Source organism: Phytobacter sp. MRY16-398, assembly GCF_003925915.1.
Classification (GTDB): domain Bacteria; phylum Pseudomonadota; class Gammaproteobacteria; order Enterobacterales; family Enterobacteriaceae; genus Phytobacter; species Phytobacter diazotrophicus.
In genome coordinates, this window is sequence record NZ_AP018756.1 from 1,996,828 (window position 1) to 2,015,174 (window position 18,347).

Annotated in this window: 21 protein-coding genes and 1 riboswitch; all 21 genes read left to right on the top strand. The window is 56.9% G+C overall.

Translation table 11 applies throughout. From position 1 onward, the window contains the following. The first annotated feature begins 506 nt into the window (after window positions 1-506). The 21 genes from pduF (at window position 507) to cobS (ending at window position 18,344) form a co-directional block, all read left to right on the top strand. A complete protein-coding gene (gene pduF / locus MRY16398_RS09500) occupies window positions 507-1,316 on the top strand; it encodes a propanediol diffusion facilitator PduF (RefSeq protein ID WP_041851903.1) in 810 nt (269 codons plus the stop codon). Window positions 1,317-1,540: 224 nt separating this feature from the next. Further along, the gene (gene pocR, locus MRY16398_RS09505; RefSeq protein WP_041851902.1) at window positions 1,541-2,452 is read left to right on the top strand and encodes a transcriptional regulator PocR; all 912 of its coding nucleotides are present in this window, start codon (window positions 1,541-1,543) and stop codon (window positions 2,450-2,452) included. A 218-nt stretch (window positions 2,453-2,670) separates the two neighbouring features. After that, window positions 2,671-2,849, top strand: a riboswitch (cobalamin riboswitch). A 99-nt stretch (window positions 2,850-2,948) separates the two neighbouring features. Then, window positions 2,949-4,328, top strand: coding sequence for a cobyrinate a,c-diamide synthase (locus tag MRY16398_RS09510; RefSeq protein ID WP_125124223.1), 1,380 nt, complete (start codon window positions 2,949-2,951; stop codon window positions 4,326-4,328). Continuing rightward, on the top strand, window positions 4,325-5,287 hold the full coding sequence (gene cbiB, locus MRY16398_RS09515) for an adenosylcobinamide-phosphate synthase CbiB (protein ID WP_125124224.1): 963 nt from the start codon (window positions 4,325-4,327) through the stop codon (window positions 5,285-5,287). Before MRY16398_RS09510 ends, cbiB begins: the two co-directional genes overlap by 4 nt. Before the next feature lie 8 nt (window positions 5,288-5,295). Then, the gene (locus tag MRY16398_RS09520; RefSeq protein WP_041852043.1) at window positions 5,296-5,925 is read left to right on the top strand and encodes a cobalt-precorrin-8 methylmutase; all 630 of its coding nucleotides are present in this window, start codon (window positions 5,296-5,298) and stop codon (window positions 5,923-5,925) included. Beyond that, window positions 5,925-7,064 carry a cobalt-precorrin-5B (C(1))-methyltransferase CbiD gene (cbiD, locus tag MRY16398_RS09525; protein ID WP_125124225.1) on the top strand — a complete coding sequence of 380 codons (1,140 nt, stop codon included), beginning with the start codon at window positions 5,925-5,927 and terminating at the stop codon, window positions 7,062-7,064. The genes MRY16398_RS09520 and cbiD overlap by 1 nt, the downstream gene beginning before the upstream one ends. Continuing rightward, window positions 7,058-7,663, top strand: coding sequence for a cobalt-precorrin-7 (C(5))-methyltransferase (locus MRY16398_RS09530; RefSeq protein ID WP_125124226.1), 606 nt, complete (start codon window positions 7,058-7,060; stop codon window positions 7,661-7,663). The genes cbiD and MRY16398_RS09530 overlap by 7 nt, the downstream gene beginning before the upstream one ends. Continuing rightward, entirely contained in the window at window positions 7,653-8,222 is a 570-nt protein-coding gene (locus MRY16398_RS09535; RefSeq protein WP_041851897.1) for a decarboxylating cobalt-precorrin-6B (C(15))-methyltransferase, read from the top strand. Before MRY16398_RS09530 ends, MRY16398_RS09535 begins: the two co-directional genes overlap by 11 nt. Further along, on the top strand, window positions 8,215-8,988 hold the full coding sequence (locus MRY16398_RS09540; protein ID WP_107224085.1) for a cobalt-precorrin-4 methyltransferase: 774 nt from the start codon (window positions 8,215-8,217) through the stop codon (window positions 8,986-8,988). The genes MRY16398_RS09535 and MRY16398_RS09540 overlap by 8 nt, the downstream gene beginning before the upstream one ends. Beyond that, on the top strand, window positions 8,969-10,024 hold the full coding sequence (gene cbiG, locus MRY16398_RS09545) for a cobalt-precorrin 5A hydrolase (protein WP_041851895.1): 1,056 nt from the start codon (window positions 8,969-8,971) through the stop codon (window positions 10,022-10,024). The genes MRY16398_RS09540 and cbiG overlap by 20 nt, the downstream gene beginning before the upstream one ends. Next, the gene (locus tag MRY16398_RS09550; protein WP_041851894.1) at window positions 10,024-10,749 is read left to right on the top strand and encodes a precorrin-3B C(17)-methyltransferase; all 726 of its coding nucleotides are present in this window, start codon (window positions 10,024-10,026) and stop codon (window positions 10,747-10,749) included. Before cbiG ends, MRY16398_RS09550 begins: the two co-directional genes overlap by 1 nt. Then, window positions 10,746-11,531 carry a cobalt-precorrin-6A reductase gene (locus tag MRY16398_RS09555; RefSeq protein WP_125124227.1) on the top strand — a complete coding sequence of 262 codons (786 nt, stop codon included), beginning with the start codon at window positions 10,746-10,748 and terminating at the stop codon, window positions 11,529-11,531. Before MRY16398_RS09550 ends, MRY16398_RS09555 begins: the two co-directional genes overlap by 4 nt. Before the next feature lie 10 nt (window positions 11,532-11,541). Next, complete coding sequence (gene cbiK / locus MRY16398_RS09560; RefSeq protein WP_041851892.1) at window positions 11,542-12,336, top strand: sirohydrochlorin cobaltochelatase; 795 nt, start codon at window positions 11,542-11,544, stop codon at window positions 12,334-12,336. Then, window positions 12,333-13,043, top strand: a complete 711-nt coding sequence (locus tag MRY16398_RS09565; protein ID WP_125124228.1) for a cobalt-factor II C(20)-methyltransferase — start codon at window positions 12,333-12,335, stop codon at window positions 13,041-13,043. The genes cbiK and MRY16398_RS09565 overlap by 4 nt, the downstream gene beginning before the upstream one ends. Continuing rightward, a complete protein-coding gene (gene cbiM, locus MRY16398_RS09570) occupies window positions 13,040-13,777 on the top strand; it encodes a cobalt ECF transporter S component CbiM (protein ID WP_125124229.1) in 738 nt (245 codons plus the stop codon). Before MRY16398_RS09565 ends, cbiM begins: the two co-directional genes overlap by 4 nt. 1 nt (window position 13,778) lies before the next feature. Then, a complete protein-coding gene (locus MRY16398_RS09575; protein WP_041851889.1) occupies window positions 13,779-14,060 on the top strand; it encodes an energy-coupling factor ABC transporter substrate-binding protein in 282 nt (93 codons plus the stop codon). Then, window positions 14,044-14,724 (top strand): energy-coupling factor ABC transporter transmembrane protein, encoded by a 681-nt coding sequence (locus MRY16398_RS09580; RefSeq protein WP_125125646.1) that lies wholly within the window; start codon window positions 14,044-14,046, stop codon window positions 14,722-14,724. The genes MRY16398_RS09575 and MRY16398_RS09580 overlap by 17 nt, the downstream gene beginning before the upstream one ends. 8 nt (window positions 14,725-14,732) lie before the next feature. Beyond that, the gene (locus MRY16398_RS09585; RefSeq protein WP_107224087.1) at window positions 14,733-15,548 is read left to right on the top strand and encodes an energy-coupling factor ABC transporter ATP-binding protein; all 816 of its coding nucleotides are present in this window, start codon (window positions 14,733-14,735) and stop codon (window positions 15,546-15,548) included. Beyond that, the gene (locus MRY16398_RS09590; RefSeq protein WP_125124230.1) at window positions 15,545-17,068 is read left to right on the top strand and encodes a cobyric acid synthase; all 1,524 of its coding nucleotides are present in this window, start codon (window positions 15,545-15,547) and stop codon (window positions 17,066-17,068) included. The genes MRY16398_RS09585 and MRY16398_RS09590 overlap by 4 nt, the downstream gene beginning before the upstream one ends. Then, window positions 17,062-17,607 (top strand): bifunctional adenosylcobinamide kinase/adenosylcobinamide-phosphate guanylyltransferase, encoded by a 546-nt coding sequence (cobU, locus tag MRY16398_RS09595; RefSeq protein WP_041851886.1) that lies wholly within the window; start codon window positions 17,062-17,064, stop codon window positions 17,605-17,607. Before MRY16398_RS09590 ends, cobU begins: the two co-directional genes overlap by 7 nt. Continuing rightward, window positions 17,604-18,344 carry an adenosylcobinamide-GDP ribazoletransferase gene (gene cobS / locus MRY16398_RS09600; protein ID WP_107224089.1) on the top strand — a complete coding sequence of 247 codons (741 nt, stop codon included), beginning with the start codon at window positions 17,604-17,606 and terminating at the stop codon, window positions 18,342-18,344. Before cobU ends, cobS begins: the two co-directional genes overlap by 4 nt. The last annotated feature ends 3 nt before the right edge of the window (window positions 18,345-18,347 follow it).

The following is an 18,347-nucleotide window of genomic DNA, read 5'->3' on the forward strand; positions in this document are numbered from 1 at the left end:
CCGATTTTTGGACTATACAAATAAGCGAGGAAAAAGAATGGCTGTCTTTAAATTACATTCGGAACTTCCTGGTTTAATTAAGTAAAATAATTGCTTTGATAATTGTTATGCGTATGATTTTTAATGATATTTTATTGGTGTTGGCATGGCAAAATATTGCTATGTCAATTTCACATTTACATTTTTGATAATGACTTTATAAAAGCGATGTGATATTTGCGCGGGCGAAATCATTCTGTGAGCAATGCTGTAAAACGACACACGGAAAATAACAATAATTTGTTATTTCAATAAGACGAATAATTGTGAGTGAAATAGGGCTCAGCCCCATATTCATTTAGTCTGAATGGCAAAATATTGTTATTGAGAGGCGATTTTTTTGGCGTTTTTACCCTGAGGTTGCCAACACTTTTCAATATCGCATTCCTATAGTGAGCGGCGTTGTACTCTGCTGCCAGCTTCAGGCGTGCTGGTGAGATCGTGACTCTACCTGGAAGGTGACACAAATGAATGATTCACTTAAGGCACAATGCATTGCCGAGTTTTTAGGCACAGGGCTGTTCTTGTTCTTCGGAATCGGCTGTCTGTGCGCCATGAAAGTTGCCGGGGCTACGCTGGGGCTATGGGAGATTTGCATTATCTGGGGGCTGGGCATTTCGCTGGCCGTGTATCTGACCGCTGCAGTGTCCGGTGCGCACCTGAACCCCGCGGTTACCATCGCCTTGTGGCTGTTTGCCTGCTTCCCTGCACGTAAGGTGGTGCCATACATTGTGGCGCAAGTTGCGGGTGCGTTCGGTGGGGCCGCGGTCGCCTATTTGCTCTATCACAGTGTGTTTATTGAATATGAAACCGCTCATCATATCGTTAAAGGCAGTGTGGAAAGCCTGCAACTGGCATCGTTATTCAGCACTTATCCGGCTGCCGCGCTGAGTATCTGGGAAGCGGGCCTGGTTGAAATTATCATTACCTCAATCTTGATGTGTATGATCATGGCGCTGACCGATGATGGCAATGGTGTGCCACGTGGTCCTTTAGCACCGCTGTTGATTGGTGTGCTTGTGGCGGTGATTGGTGCGGCTACCGGGCCATTAACAGGATTTGCGATGAATCCGGCGCGTGATTTTGGTCCGAAATTGTTCACTTTCTTCGCGGGTTGGGGAAACATTGCGTTTACGGGGGGCCGCGATATTCCGTATTTCCTTGTACCGATTATTGCACCCATTATTGGGGCTTGCGGAGGGGCAGCCTGCTACCGTTACTTGATTGGCAAAAACCTCCCTTGTAATGCCTGTAAGCTGGAAGAGAGCAAAAGCTGACGCCTCCTCGAAATAGCGTCTTGAAATAAATGTCCGACGATTATTTATTTCGTGATCTGCTTTCACGAACGCACGAAATCGTCTCCCAGGGATGGGAGACTTTTGTTATCTTGAATTCAGCCTATGGTCATTCAGTGTTATTGGTTGCCATTTAATATGAATGATATGTAAAAATTATAGGTTTGTTTATAACAATAAATTAAAATTAACTGAGAGGTTTTATCATGATTTCTGCGAGTGCACTAAACTCCGAACTCATTAATAAAATCGCCCAGGATTTTGCACAAGCCACCGGTCTGGCCGTTGTTGTCGTTAATATCCACGGCGAAGAAATTTCCGAGCTTTTCAACTTCACACCCTTTTGCCAGCTGATGCGTCAGAACCCGCAACACAGCGCGCGGTGTCGTATGAGCGATCGTTGTGGCGGCTTCGAAGCCTCTAAATCCAACCAACCCTGCATCTACCGTTGCCATGCCGGACTTACCGATTTTTCTATTCCTTTGGTCATTGCCGGGCACTTGGTCGGGTTTGTACTGTGTGGGCAGGTACGTTTGCGTGAAGGCGATAGTGTTGAACTCATTAATATCCTTAACATTGACGATCGCTGGCAGGCGGATCAGAAATTGATGGATGAGTTTCTGAATGTACCAGAGATGGATTACTCGCGGGTCATTGCATCAGCCGATCTGCTTAAGCTGATAGTCGAAAATTGCCTTAAAAAACAGCTCAATTTCGTTGTCATCAAAGATCAGCAACAGGCTCAGGAGGCGGGGCGAACGAGTCGAAATCAGGGGCCGCATGACAGTAAGATGAAGAAGGCGTTGCGCTATATTGATGCCCATCTCTCTGATGAGTTGCGCCTGGAAGACGTGGCGGCACATGTTTATCTCAGCCCGTATTATTTCAGTAAGCTGTTCAAAAAATATCAGGGAATTGGCTTTAATGCCTGGGTCAATCGCCAGCGTATGGCCAGCGCAAAAGAAATGCTGTGTCACAGTGACTGGAGTATCGCCAGCATCGCGCGCAATTTAGGATTTTCTCAAACAAGTTATTTTTGCAAAGTATTTCGCCAGACATATCAGGTGACGCCACAAGTTTTCCGCCTGCAGAATAATGCAAACTATGACGGTGATTAAATTTCCGATAACAATATTTTGTTATTCCTAAAACCAATAAAATTGCCTGAAAGACCGTCAAAATAAGAGATTAGAGAAAAGGCCGGACAATAAATTGTTATAGCGCAACAAATTATTGCCGATGCAGGGATAAACTGAACCAGTTTTTATTTCCCTGATGCGATAGATTGCAGTCAGGAGCAAAATCACTTTTTCAGCAATATGCTGTATGAGTGAAACGAACAATGAAGCCAACAGGTTTGCCGCAAATTATCGCGGCTGGGAAGGGGGTGAGAATCCCCCGCAGCCCCCGCTGCTGTGATGCTGACGACCCCGTAATCACCACTGATCGCAAGATTGGGAAGGACGGGCGAGGACGACGCTAAGCCAGAAGACCGGCCTGATGGTTACTCTCAACAACTTCGGTGGGAAGTCGGTTGCTCAGACGCGTACAGTCATTGACTGGGACTACGCACAGCCTGGCACAGCCTTTCCACCCTGAACGGGGCTTTAAGGTATGTCTGACGGGCGTCGCGCCTTCATCCTTGCCGGTACCGGAAGTGGCTGTGGTAAAACCACCGTCACCCTCGGCCTGCTGCGCGTTTTACAGCAGCGCGGTATGCGGGTACAGCCATTTAAAGTCGGCCCGGACTATCTCGATACCGCCTGGCATACCGCCGTAACGGGCGTGGAATCCCGCAATCTTGACAGCTTTATGCTGCCTGCCCCGACGCTGAACGCCTTGTTTAACCAGCAAATGCAAGCCGCCGATATCGCCGTAATTGAAGGCGTCATGGGCTTTTATGATGGCTATGGCACTGACCCTGATTATTGCAGCAGCGCCGCACTGGCAAAACAGCTTGGCGTACCGGTCATCTTACTGGTCGACGGAAAAGCGGTATCGACCTCTATCGCCGCCACGGTGATGGGTTTTCAACATTTCGACCCTGCGCTCACTATTGCGGGTGTTATTGTTAACCGCGTCAACAGCGACAGCCATTACCAGTTGCTCAAACACGCTATCGAACACTATTGCGGCATTCCTGCGCTGGGTTATGTGCCTGTGACGGCCGGCGTTGCATTGCCGGAGCGGCATCTGGGGCTGGTCACCGCACGTGAATCTGTCATTGATTCCCAATCCTGGCGTGATTTTGCCGGGCACATCGCGCAAACGCTGGATATCGATAAGCTGCTTTCCCTGAGCACGCTCCCGTCATTACCCGAGGGGCAATGGCCCGCTTTACCGGCGCGTGACGAAGGGGAGGGGATAACGCTCGCGCTGGCCGATGACGAGGCATTCAACTTTTATTACCCCGATAACATAGAACTGCTTCGCAATACGGGTGTGAAGATTGTGCGCTTTAGCCCGCTGCACGACGCAAAATTGCCCGAGTGCCAGATGCTCTGGCTCGGCGGCGGCTACCCGGAACTCTACGCCCGCGCCCTTTCTGCTAACAGGCCCATGCTTGACGCTATCCGTTCGGCGCACCGGCGTGGTGTGGCGATCTACGCCGAGTGCGGCGGCCTGATGTATCTCGGCTCTACGCTTCGCGATGCCGCAGGTGACATTCATTCTATGGCGGGGGTGATACCCGGTCACAGCGAGATGGGAAAACGCCTGACCCGCTTTGGCTATTGTGAAGCCACCGCCAGCCAGCCCATGCTGCTTGCCGATGCAGGCGAGACGCTGCGCGGCCATGAATTCCACTACTCCGATTTTACCCCTGAACAGGATGCGGTCATGCAGTGCCGGAAAACCCGCGATGGCAGGATGTTATCCCAGTGGCAGGGCGGCTGGCAGGTGGGCAACACCTACGCCAGCTATCTGCACATCCATTTTGCTCAACGCCCGACCATGTTGAGCCGTTGGATCGCCGCCGCAAGGAGCGTGTTATGACGCTCCTTGCCTGGTTTGTCGCATGGCTTCTTGACCGCTGGCTGGGTGACCCTCCGCACTGGCCGCATCCGGTCCGCTGGATCGGCGCACTGATTACGCTGACACAGCGTGCCGTTCGCCGGGTCTGCCATTCCGATACCGCCTTGCGTATTGGTGGCGGGGTGATGTGGCTGGTGGTCGTGGGTGTGACCTGGAGCGTGGCATACGGCGTGCTGGCCTGCGCGCAAGCCATCCATCCATGGCTCGGTTGGTGTGTGGAGGTGTGGATGATCTACACACTGCTGGCGGCGCGTTGCCTGGCAGATGCGGCACGGGAAGTAGAGCACGCCTTGCGCCACGGCACTCTTGCCCAAAGCCGGGAGAAACTCTCCTGGATAGTCGGGCGCGACACTTCGCAGCTACAGCCACCGCAGATCACCCGCGCGGTCGTGGAAACCGTGGCAGAAAATACCGTGGATGGCGTTATCGCCCCGCTGTTCTTTTTATTGCTGGGCGGCGCGCCTCTGGCGATGGCCTACAAAGCGGTAAATACCCTCGATTCGATGGTGGGCTACAAACACGAAAAATATCGTGCCATTGGCATGGTGAGCGCGCGTCTGGATGACGTGGCCAACTCTATTCCGGCCCGCCTGAGCTGGCTACTGCTGAGCGTTGCCGCCTGGTTTTGCCGCCTGAACCCGGCACGGGCATTGCGTATCGGCTGGCGCGATCGCCGCAATCACAGCAGCCCCAACTGCGCCTGGCCGGAAGGCACCGTTGCGGGCGCGCTTGGCGTGCAGCTTGGCGGCCCAAATGACTACTTCGGTCAGCGCGTCGAAAAACCCTGGATTGGCGATGAGACTCGCGCCATCACCGTTGACGATATTACGCAAACCATACGCCTGATGTGGGTAGCCTCCACCCTGGCACTGGCCGTATTTGCGCTTACGCATGTTACGCTCGCAGGAGCAGCAATCTGATGAAAACAATGGATTATTTGCAGCAACCCCAGGCCATTGAAGACAAAAGTTTTGTCATTATTGGCGATATCATTCGTGAAACGCGGCCTGATTACCGTTTTGCCAGCCCTCTGCACGAAGCCATCATCAAACGAGTGATCCACACCACCGCCGATTTCGACTGGCTGGACATCCTGTGGTTTTCCCCGGATGCCCTTGAAAGCCTCGGCAGCGCGATTCGCAGCGGCTGTACGCTTTATACCGACACCACCATGGCCCTTTCCGGGATAAACAAAACTTTGCTGGCAAAATTTGGCGGCGAGGTGAAGTGCTACATCAGCGACCCGCGCGTGGTGCGCAAAGCAAAAGAGGCGGGGATCACCCGCTCGATGGCGGCGGTGGATCTGGCGCTCAGCGAAGAGGGCGAAAAAATTTTCGTCTTCGGTAATGCCCCCACCGCGCTGTTCCGCTTACTGGAGCAAAACGCTCAGGTGCGTGGCGTGGTTGGTGTCCCGGTCGGGTTTGTCGGTGCGGCAGAATCGAAAGATGCACTGGTGGAAAGCGGGTTGCCGGGCATTGCCGCGCTGGGGCGTAAAGGCGGCAGCAATGTGGCGGCGGCGATCGTTAACGCCTTTTTATATTTCATGCGGGAGGCGTAATGAGCGAAGAGACATTCGACGCCCCGGTGTGGCACAACGGCAAAGCGCTACGCAAAGGTTATACCACCGGTTCCTGCGCAACGGCGGCGGCAAAAGTCGCTGCGCTGATGGTCCTGCGCCAGCACATTATCCATCAGGTGTCGATTGTCACGCCCTCTGGCGTCACGCTGCGTCTTAACGTTGAATCGCCGCATATTGAAGGCCAGCAAGGGATTGCCGCTATCCGTAAAGACGGCGGCGATGATGTAGATGCCACCCACGGCATGCTGATTTTTGCGCGTGTCACGCTGAATGATGGCGGCGAGATTGTGCTGTCCGGCGGCGAAGGCGTAGGCACCGTGACCCGCAAAGGGATTGGACTGCCGGTTGGCAGCGCCGCCATTAACCGCACACCGCGCCAGACCATCGAAGCCGCTGTACGCGAAGTGATCGGTCCTTCGCGTGGCGCCGACGTGGAAATTTTCGCGCCCGAAGGGGAAGAACGGGCGCAAAAAACCTACAACAGCCGGCTGGGCATACTTGGCGGTATCTCGATTATCGGCACCACGGGTATCGTCACGCCGATGTCCGAAGAGAGCTGGAAACGCTCGCTTTCTCTGGAACTGGAAATCAAACGCGAAGCGGGGCTGGAGCGGGTTGTACTGGTGCCAGGCAATCACGGGGAGCGCTTTGTCCGCGAGCAAATGGGGCTTTCCAGCGACATCGTAGTCACCATGAGCAACTTCGTAGGCTACATGATTGAAGAGGCTGTTCGCCTCGGTTTCCGGCAAATTGTGCTGATTGGTCATCCGGGCAAGCTGGTAAAAATCGCCGCCGGGATTTTCCACACCCACAGCCATATCGCCGATGCGCGCATGGAAACGCTGGTGGCGCATCTGGCGCTGCTTGGCGCACCCCATGAGTTGTTGCAAAAAGTCAGCGAGTGTGACACCACCGAAGCGGCGATGGAGCACATCGACGCGGCGGGATTCGGCCATCTGTACAACCAACTGGCGCAGCGTATCTGCCAGCGCGTCATGCAGAACCTGCGCTTTACCAAAAATCCCCCCCAGTGCGACGCCATTATGTTTTCGTTTGATAACCACATCCTCGGCACGAACCGCCCGTTCCAGGACATTGTGGAGGATTTGCAATGTTGACCGTCGCAGGCATGGGGCCTGCCTCACTGGCCTTAATGACCCCCATGGCGCTGGATGCCGTCGCGCAGGCGGATGTCCTGGTCGGCGGTAAACGCCATCTTGAGCAGTTCCCTGATTTTGCTGGCGAACGCCGTGCGCTGGATGCCGACATCCCCGGATTAATACGCTGGATTGCGCAGCGGATGCATCAGCGCGTCGTGGTGCTGGCATCCGGCGATCCGCTGTTTTACGGCATTGGCAAACGTCTGGTGGCCGAGTTCGGCATAGAACAGGTGCGCATTATTCCGGGCATCAGCGCTGTGCAGTATCTGTGCGCGAAGACCGGCATCGATATGAATGATATCTGGCTGACCAGCTCCCACGGGCGCGATGTGGATTTTGACGCCCTGGCCCGTTCCCCTAAAACCGCGATGGTGACTGATGCCCGCTGTGGCCCGCGGGAAATTGCCGCCGCCCTGGTGGCGCGCGGTGCGGGAGAGCGCTGGCTGGTGATTGGCGAAAATCTGGCGATGGACAACGAACGCATTCACTGGCTGCCCGTCCGTGATGTCCAGGCGCAGTATGAGATGAATGTCGTGGTGATCCTCAATGAAAGATGAACTGTTTTTGCGCGGTGAAAGTGTCCCGATGACCAAAGAAGTGGTCCGCGCGCTGGCGCTCTCGCGGCTGAACTTATCCGCTGCCCGCCATTTTATTGATATCGGCGCAGGCACAGGCAGCGTCTCGATTGAGGCTGCCGTCTGCCACCCGCAGTTGCAGGTGACCGCCATTGAACGCAATCCGGCGGCGCTGGGGCTGCTGGAAGAGAACTGCCAGCACTTTGGCTGTCGCAATATCACCATTGTCCCGGGCGTGGCGCCGTTATTTGTCGAACAGCCCGCCGACGCGGTCTTTATGGGCGGCAGCGGTGGCAACCTGACCCAACTGATTGACTGGTCTTTGGCCCAACTGCTCCCCGGTGGCCGCCTGGTGATGACCTTTATTCTGCAGGAGAACCTCAGCAGCGCGCTGAGCCACCTCGCTACCTGCCAGGTCGCCGCGCTGGACTGCCAGCAAATTCAGGTTTCGCTTCTTCATGCGCTGGGCAGCGGCCACTACTTCAAACCGAATAACCCTGTTTTTGTGATTTCCTGCGAGAAGGAAGAGTCTCATGGCTGAACAATTTGATACGCAAACCGTCTGGTTTGTCGGTGCTGGCCCCGGTGACCGCGAGCTTATCACCCTGAAAGGATACCGCCTGTTGCAGCAGGCACAGGTTGTCATTTACGCGGGCTCGCTCATTAATACCGAACTGCTCGAATACTGCCCGCCGGGCGCCGAGTGCCACGACAGCGCCGAACTGCACCTGGAGCAGATCATCGACCTGATGGAAGCCGGTGTGAAAGCGGGCAAAGTGGTGGTGCGCCTGCAAACCGGTGATGTCTCCCTTTATGGCTCCGTGCGTGAACAAGGAGAAGTGCTGACTGAGCGTGGTATTCAGTGGAAGGTCGTTCCCGGCGTGAGTGCTTTCCTCGGGGCGGCGGCAGAGCTGGGTGTGGAATACACCGTGCCGGAGGTGTCGCAGAGTTTGATCATCACTCGCCTCGAAGGGCGTACTCCGGTCCCGCCGCTGGAACAACTGGAATCCTTTGCCAGCCACCAGACCTCAATGGCGATTTATCTCTCCGTACAACGCATCAATCGGGTTGCTGAGCGTCTGATCGAAGGCGGTTATCCGGCAACCACGCCCGTGGCAGTCATTTATAAAGCCACCTGGCCGGAAAGCCAGACGGTGCGCGGGACCCTTGCGGACATTGCTGACAAGGTTCGCGATGCCGGTATTCGTAAAACCGCACTGATCCTCGTTGGCGCATTTCTTGGCGAGGAGTACCACTACTCACGTCTTTATGCGGCGGACTTTAGCCATGAATACCGTAAAGCCTGAATCCATTGCGCTGTTCTGCCTGACGCCAGGCGGTGTTGCCCTGGCGAACCGGCTGAAACTGGCGCTGCCCATGACCTGCTACACCAGTGAGAAATTGCTGGAAGAGGGGTTTGTACCTTTCGACGGCGGCTTTGCCCCTGCGTTGCGTGATGCCTTCACCCAACATTCCGCGCTGGTATTTATCGGCGCGACGGGGATTGCGGTACGCGTGCTGGCCCCGTTGGTGAATGACAAATTCAGCGACCCGGCGGTGATTGTTATCGATGAGCGCGGACAGCACGTCATCAGCCTGCTTTCTGGCCATTTTGGTGGGGCAAATGCGCTGGCCCGCTATCTTGCGGGCGTGCTGGGCGCAGACCCGGTGATCACCACGGCAACGGATGTTAACGAACTGGCAGCGCTCGATACGCTGGCCTGTCAACTGGATGCGCGCATGGAGGATCTGCGTGCAGCAGTAAAGACAATCAACCACTGGCTGGTCAGCGGCGAACGCATCGGCCTGTGGTGTGAAGACGCCTTGCGCGAAGAAGTCGAACGCTGCGACACGCGCGGGTTTATTCCGGTGACATCTCTTGATGATCTGCCCGGGCTGACGGCGCTGATCTGTGTGACCGTGCACGCTGCGCTGCCCGAACTCCCGGTGCCGGTCTACAAACTGGTTCCCCGCCGTGTGGTGGCAGGAATCGGTTGTCGTCGCGATACCCCGTTTGCGGTGGTATCAGGGCTGCTTAAGCAACAGTTGCAGGTACACGCTTTCGACCCGCTGGCACTGCGCGCGATAGGAAGCATCACATTGAAAGAGCATGAGAAAGCGCTCACGCAACTGGCAGAAAGCCTGCATGTGCCGTTTGAAATTTTTACCGCTGATGCCCTGCGTCAGCATGAGCATCGTTTCCCTGCCTCTGACTTTGTGCGTCAGACCACCGGCGTGGGAAGCGTATCCGGACCCGCAGCCTGGCTGATGAGTCGTGGGCAACTGGTTGGCGAGACTCTGCGTGAGCAGGGCGTCACTATTACTTTGGGAGTTTCACACTGATGTTAACCGTTATCGGGATTGGCCCTGGCTCACAGGCAATGATGACCATGGAGGCGATCGAAGCCTTGCAGGCTGCGGAAATCGTGGTGGGGTACAAGACCTACACCCATCTGGTGAAAGCGTTCACGGGCGACAAGCAGGTGATCAAAACCGGCATGTGCAAAGAGATTGAGCGTTGCCAGGCGGCGATTGAACTGGCGCAGGCCGGGCATAATGTGGCGCTTATCAGCAGCGGTGATGCCGGGATTTACGGCATGGCGGGGCTGGTTCTTGAGCTGGTCAGTAAACAGAAACTGGACGTGGAAGTGCGTCTGATCCCCGGAATGACCGCCAGTATTGCCGCGGCGGCGTTACTCGGCGCACCGCTGATGCATGACTTCTGCCATATCAGCCTGAGCGACTTACTGACCCCGTGGCCGGTCATTGAAAAACGGATTGTCGCCGCCGGGGAAGCTGACTTTGTTATCTGCTTCTACAACCCACGTAGCCGAGGCCGCGAAGGGCATCTTGCGCGCGCATTTGAACTGCTGGCGGCCAGCAAAAGCCCGCAAACCCCGGTGGGGATTGTGAAATCCGCCGGACGTAAAAAAGAAGAGAAGTGGCTAACCACCCTCGGCGAGATGGACTTTGAACCGGTCGACATGACCAGCCTGGTGATTGTCGGCAACAAGGCCACCTACGTAGCGGATGGCTTGATGATTACACCGCGAGGCTACGAGCTGTGAGGCCAGGCGACGTACTGGTAATCGGCGGGACTAGCGATGCGCGGGCCATTTGCCAGCAACTCGATGCCGCCGGGGTGCGCTACACCCTGTCGGTGGCAACCCCCACCGGACAGCATCTGGCGGGCGATATTCGCGGCGAGGTGCGCTGTGGGCGGATGGATCCTGACGCCATGCTGCGCTGGCTTACCGATAACCAGACCCGCTGGGTGGTGGATGCGTCACACCCTTATGCCGAGGTAGTCAGCCAGAACATTGCCGGGGCCTGTCGGCAGGCACAAGTGCTGTTGAGCCGTTACCAGCGTCCCGAACAACTGCCGGAGCTGGAACATCCCCTGTTGCACAAGGTCGCCTCGATTGATGAAGCCTGTAAAGTCGCGCGCGGACTCGGGCAGCGCGTGTTGTTGACCACTGGCAGTAAAGACCTGGCGCTCTGGCGTGCGGGGCTTGGTGAGAAGACCCTGCTGGCACGGGTGCTGCCGGTTGCCGATGTGATAGCGCAGTGCGCCGAGAACGGTTTTGGTGTTGGCGAGATCTACGCCATGTGCGGGCCGTTTAGCGCAGAGTTCAACGCCGCCTTCTACCGACAGTGCCGCGCTGACGTGATGATCACCAAAGCCTCCGGTGCGGAAGGCGGCTATCAGGAAAAAGTTCAGCCGTGTCTGGACGCGGGGATCCCCTGCATTGTTATTACACGCCCGCAGCCTGCGGTTTCGGGTGAGGAGCTACTGGAAAGCCTGGATGCGTTTTCGCAGCGACTGCTGCGCTGGCTTGCTACTCAGTGAGGAAAAGAACATGAAAAAAGCGCTTCTGGTGGTGAGTTTCGGCACCAGCTATCACGACACCTGTGAAAAGAACATTGTGGCCTGTGAACGGGAACTGGCCGCCAGTTGCCCCGATCGCACGCTGTTTCGGGCATTTACCTCGGGAATGATCATTCGCAAGCTCAAACGCCGCGACAACCTGCACATCGACACCCCCTTGCAGGCACTGCAAAAACTGGCCGACCTGGGCTATCAGGATGTGGCGATCCAGTCTTTGCACATCATTAACGGTGACGAATACGAAAAAATTGTTCGTGAGGTACAAACCCTGCGGCATCTGTTCAAACGCATGGTGATCGGCGCACCGCTGCTCAGCAGCCACGACGACTACATGCATCTGATGCAGGCGCTGGCCCGCCAGATGCCGGTACTGGCAGACGGTGAAAAAGTGGTGTTTATGGGCCACGGCGCCAGCCATCACGCCTTCGCCGCTTACGCCTGTCTCGATCATATGATGGCGGCGCACCGTTTCCCGGCGCGTGTCGGTGCGGTGGAAAGTTATCCGGAGGTAGATGTGCTGATCGACAGTCTGCGCCGCGAAGGGATCAGCGCGGTACACCTGATGCCGCTAATGCTGGTAGCAGGCGATCATGCCATTAACGATATGGCCTCTGATGAAGAAGACTCGTGGAAAACGCAGTTTGAGCGGGTCGGGATTGCCGCAACGCCGTGGTTGCAGGGGCTGGGCGAAAACCCGGCTATCCGCGCGATGTTTGTCGCGCACCTGCATCAGGCGCTGAGCCAGTCTCTGGAGGTGGCGGCATGAGCGGCAGACTCTACGCATTAGGGATTGGCCCCGGCGCCAGCGACCTTCTCACCGTTCGTGCTGCGCGCATTCTCGGCAAACTCGATGTGCTCTATGCCCCGGCGGGGCGCAAAGGAGGCGACAGTCTGGCGCTTTCCATTGTGCGGGAATATCTGGGCGAGCAGACGGAAATCCGCTGTACCCATTTCCCGATGAGCGCCGACAGCGTGGAAAAAGAGGCCGTCTGGGATAACGTGGCCGCCGCGCTTAGCGCAGAAACTCTGGCCGGAAAACAGGTGGGGTTCATCACCCTGGGTGACGCCATGCTGTTCAGCACCTGGGTCTTCTTGTTGCAGCGTCTGGGGCGTCCTGACTGGCTGGAAATCGTACCTGGGGTGACCTCTTTTGCCGCCATTGCCGCGCGCACGCAAATACCGCTCGCCATGGAGCAGCAGTCGCTGGCGGTGGTCTCCTGTACCGCGCCGGAGGCGGAGATTAAACAGGCGCTGGCGAACCACGACAGCCTGGTGCTGATGAAAGTCTACGGCCGCTTCGCACGCGTCAAAGCGTTGCTGGCCGATGCCGGATTGCTTGACCGCGCAGTGATGATGGCCGAAGCAACCTTGCCGGGAGAGCAGTGCTGGCGGCAGCTCGCTGAGGTGAGCGACGAACAGACACTGCCGTATTTTTCGACCATTCTGGTTAATAAACAGTGGGAGAGGCGATGAAACGGGAACAACAGCTTAAACGCCTGTCGTTAAGCGGGCTGGCAGCAGGTCTGTTACTGCTTGTCGTACCGGAGCAGGCATTTGCCATGCATATCATGGAGGGCTTTTTACCGCCGTTATGGGCGCTAGCCTGGTGGATGTTGTTTTTACCCTGCCTGTGGTACGGGCTGGTGCGTCTGCGCTGTATCGTGGCGGAAGACAGTAACCAGAAGGTGCTGCTGGCGCTTTGCGGCGCGTTTATCTTCGTGCTCTCGGCGCTGAAAATCCCATCCGTGACGGGCAGTTGCTCACACCCGACAGGGGTGGGCCTGGCGGTTATCCTCTTCGGGCCGGGCGTGGTGGCTGTCCTCGGCGCGATTGTGCTGCTGTTTCAGGCGCTGCTGCTGGCGCACGGTGGCCTGACAACGCTTGGGGCAAACGGCATGTCGATGGCGGTGATCGGGCCTGTCGTCGGTTATCTGGTCTGGCAGATGGCCTGTCGCGCGGGTATTCGTCGTGATGTTGGGGTCTTTTTATGTGCCATGCTCGCTGACCTGGTGACCTACTTTGTCACCTCCGTGCAGCTTGGCGTGGCCTTCCCGGATCCGCAGGCCGGAGCGAGCGGTTCCATCATCAAGTTTATGGGTATCTTCTGCCTGACGCAGATCCCTATCGCGATTGCCGAAGGGCTGCTCACGGTAATGATCTACGACCAGCTCACTAAACGCCAGTTGATCACCGCACAAGGACATTAAGATGAAAAAGACACTGATTTTGCTCGCGATGGTTATCGCGCTGGTGATTCTGCCGTTTTTTATCAATCACGGCGGCGAGTACGGTGGTTCAGACGGCGAGGCGGAAAGCCAGATTCAGGCCGTTGCGCCACACTATAAACCCTGGTTCCAGCCGCTGTATGAACCCGCCAGCGGGGAAATCGAAAGCCTGCTCTTTACCCTGCAAGGATCGCTGGGCGCGGCGGTTATTTTCTACATTCTTGGTTATATGAAAGGCAGACAGCGTGCTGACGAACGGGCTTGATCGGCTGAGCTACCAGAGCCGCTGGTTTACTGTTGCCCCGGAGCGCAAATTCTTTCTCTGGCTGGCGATGATGGTCCTGGCGTTTTCGCTGCCTCCGGTCGGGCAGGGAGCCTTGCTGGTTGTGCTGGCGGCGTTTACCTGCTGGCTAGTGCGTATTTCGTTCTGGCGCTGGTTACGCTGGATGGCGATCCCCATTGGTTTTCTGCTGGTGGGGGTGGTGACAATATTATTTAGCATCACCCAGCAGCCGCAGCACTTGTTGGTGGGCATTCCACTGGGAAGCTACTGGCTGGGCGTTTTGCCGGAAGGGCTGACGATGGCCAGTACGACCTTCTGGCGCAGCCTGGCGGCGCTGGCGGCCACCTTCTGGCTGGTGCTGAACCTGCCGTTTCCGCAGCTCATTGTGTTACTCAGAAAGGGGCAAGTGCCGCGTCTGCTGACCGAGCAAATTCTGCTGACCTGGCGGTTTATCTTTATCCTGCTGGAAGAGGCCGCGGCCATTCACCGGGCGCAAACCCTGCGCTTTGGTTACCGAACCTTGCCGCTGGGCTACCGCTCGCTGGCGATGCTGGTTGGGCTTTTATTTACCCGCGTGTTGCTGCGCTACAAAGAGATGGCAACCACGCTGGATATCAAACTCTATCAGGGTGATTTTCACCTGTAAGGAATGGCATGCTGGCGACCGAGGGGCTGTGGTTCAGTTATCAGGAAGAGCCCATTCTGAAAGGGTTAACGCTCGATTTTTCGCGCCAGCCGGTCACCGGGCTGGTGGGGGCGAACGGCTGCGGGAAATCGACGCTGTTTATGAACCTGAGCGGTATTTTACGTCCGCAACAAGGCGCGGTGCTGTGGCAGGGAAAACCGCTGGATTACAGCAAACGCGGGCTGCTTGCGCTGCGCCAGCAGGTCGCTACCGTGTTTCAGGATCCCGATCAGCAGATTTTCTATACCGATATCGACAGCGATATAGCCTTTGCCCTGCGCAACATTGGCGTGGCGGAAGCAGAGATTGCCCGACGCACCGATGATGCGCTGACGCTGGTGGATGCGCACTCTTTTCGCCATCAGCCGATTCAGTGCCTCAGCCACGGGCAGAAAAAGCGCGTCGCCATTGCCGGAGCGCTGGTCTTGCAGGCGAAGTATCTGCTGCTGGATGAACCCACCGCCGGGCTGGACCCCTCGGGGCGCACCCAGATGATCGCGATCATTCAGCGGATTGTGGCGCAGGGGAATCATGTGGTGATCTCCAGCCATGATATTGATTTGATTTATGAGATTTGTGATGCGGTGTATGTTCTACGCCGCGGCGAAAGGCTGGCGTACGGCACGCCGGGTGAGGTTTTTGCCCAAAAAGCACAGATCGAACAGGCGGGGTTAACGCAGCCCTGGCTGGTAAAACTGCATAGCGAACTGGGAATGCCGCTGTGTAAAAGTGAAGCCGAATTCTTTACCCGCATGCGGGAAACGTACATTAAGGAGGCGTCATGACGCTGGCGATTATGCTCCAGGGCACGGCATCAGACGTGGGTAAAAGCGTGCTGGTGGCGGGGCTGTGCCGCATCCTGTATCAGGATGGATTAAAGACCGCCCCCTTTAAATCGCAGAATATGGCGCTTAATTCGGGTATCACCCCGGACGGGCAAGAGATGGGGCGTGCGCAGATTTTTCAGGCAGAGGCAGCAGGGATTGTGCCGGATGTGCGCATGAACCCGGTTCTGCTCAAACCCACCAGCGACCGTAAAGCGCAGGTGGTGCTGATGGGCAAAGTGGCGAGCGATATGGACGCCGTCAGCTATCACGACTACAAACCGCGTCTGCGCGAGCAGATTATCAGCGTCTACCAGAGCCTGAGTCGTGAATACGACGCTATTGTACTGGAAGGGGCGGGCAGCCCGGCCGAGATTAACCTGCGCGATCGCGATATCGTCAACATGGGCATGGCGGAGATGGCCGGCTGCCCGGTGGTGCTGGTAGCAGATATCGACAGGGGCGGCGTTTTCGCTGCGATTTATGGCACCCTTGCGCTGTTGCAGGAACATGAACGCTGGCGCGTAAAAGGGGTCATCATTAATAAATTCCGCGGCGACGTGGCCCTGCTCACCCCCGGCATTAAACAGATTGAAGCCCTGACCGGGGTGCCAGTGCTGGGGGTGATGCCGTGGCTGGAGGTGGATTTAGAAGACGAAGATGGCGTGGCGCTGCAGCGTGGCAAATACCTGCGCACCGGCGAGCGGGCCATCGATATTGCCGTGGTGCAACTGCCGCACATCTCTAATTTCACCGATTTTAACGCCCTCGCCGCGCAACCGGACGTGCGCGTGCACTATGTTCGCTCGCCACAAGAGCTGCACAATACCGATTTCATTATCCTCCCCGGCAGCAAAAACACGCTGGGGGATCTTGCCTGGCTACAGGAGAGCGGGCTGGCGCAGGCGGTTTTACAACAGAATCGCCAGGGCGTGCCCGTACTGGGGGTCTGTGGTGGTTACCAGATGCTCGGCGAAACCATTGTCGATGAGGTGGAATCAGGGCTGGGCACGCTGCCGGGGTTGGGGCTCCTCAATACCGTCACTCATTTTGCGCAGAACAAAACCACCACCCTGGTGGCGGCCTCCGTGCAGGGCGAACTTCCCGGACTGCTGGCGGGCTGTGGGCATCTCCCCCTGCGCGGCTATGAAATCCATATGGGTGAAACCACGCTGCATGAAGGGTGTCGTCCGATGTTGTGGCTGGAAAAAGAGGGGCAGAGCATCGCCGATGGCGCGGTCAGTAAAGACGGGCTGGTATTTGGCACCTATCTGCACGGGCTTTTTGACAGCAATGATTTTACCCGCACGTTGGTTAACACGTTGCGGGCGCGCAAAGGCTTGCCGCCGCTGGACAGTACGGTGGATTATGCCCACTACAAAGCGCAGCAGTTTGACCTGCTGGCAGATGCCATGCGCAAGAATATCGACATCGACAGGATCTATCAGATTATGCATCAACATCAGGAACGCGCATGTTAACGCTGGTGACGGGTGGGGCGCGCAGCGGCAAAAGCCGCCACGCCGAATCGCTGGTCGCAAATGCGAAGGGGGTTCTCTACATCGCCACTTCGCAAATCTTTGATGAGGAGATGGCGGCCCGCATTCAGCATCATCGGGATAGTCGCCCGGCGCACTGGCGCACCGAAGAGCGCTGGCAGGGGCTGGCCGATATCATCACTACGGATAACTCCCCGGATGAGGCCATTTTACTGGAGTGCATCACCACCATGGTGACCAATCTGTTGTTCGCGCAGGGGGGCGACAGCGACCCGGACGGCTGGGACTATGCGCTGCTGGAAGCGCAGGTGCAGGAAGAGATCGAGCGGTTAATCGCCGCCTGTGAACGTTGCCCGGCGCCGGTGGTGCTGGTGACCAACGAAGTGGGAATGGGCATTGTGCCGGAAAACCGTCTGGCGCGGCATTTTCGCGATATCGCCGGGCGGGTGAATCAACGTCTGGCGCAGGCGGCGGATAACGTCTGGCTGGTGGTGTCGGGGATCGGAGTCAAAATCAAATGATCAGGTTGTTTTTTGCCACGCTGTCGTTTATCAGTCGTTTGCCAGTGCCATCCCGCCTGGTTCAGGGGCTGGAGGTGCAGGACTATGTGCGTGGTATCGTCACCTTTCCGTTTGTTGGCGTGGTACTTGGCGGTATCAGCGGTGGTGTATTTATGCTGCTCCAGCCCTGGTGCGGTGCGCCGCTGGCGGCCCTCTTTACGGTTCTGGCGCTGGCGTTGCTGACCGGCGGCTTTCATCTCGATGGTTTAGCGGATACCTGTGATGGCGTCTTTTCTGCCCGCACACGCGAGCGGATGCTGGAAATCATGCGCGACAGCCGTCTGGGCACCCACGGTGGGCTGGCGCTGGTGTTTGTGCTGGTGGCGAAAATCCTTGTTATCAGCGAACTCTCTTTGCGCGGTCTTGCGGTTCCGGCGGCGTTGGCCGCGGCCTGTGCCGCCGGGCGCGGTTGCGCGGTGGTGATGATGTATGGTCATCGCTACGCCCGCGAGGAGGGGCTGGGTAATTTGTTTATCGGCAAGGTCACTTTCACGCAGACCGTTATCACGCTGGCGCTTGCGCTGCTGGTGGCGGTGGGGCTGGAAGGGGCACGCGGCCTGACGGCTGTGCTGATAACCTTGCTGGCGATTTTTCTGCTCGGCCTGATGCTTAAACGCACGCTGGGCGGGCAAACGGGCGACACCCTGGGTGCCGCCATTGAACTGGGTGAACTGGTCTTCCTTCTGGCGCTGCTTTGAGCG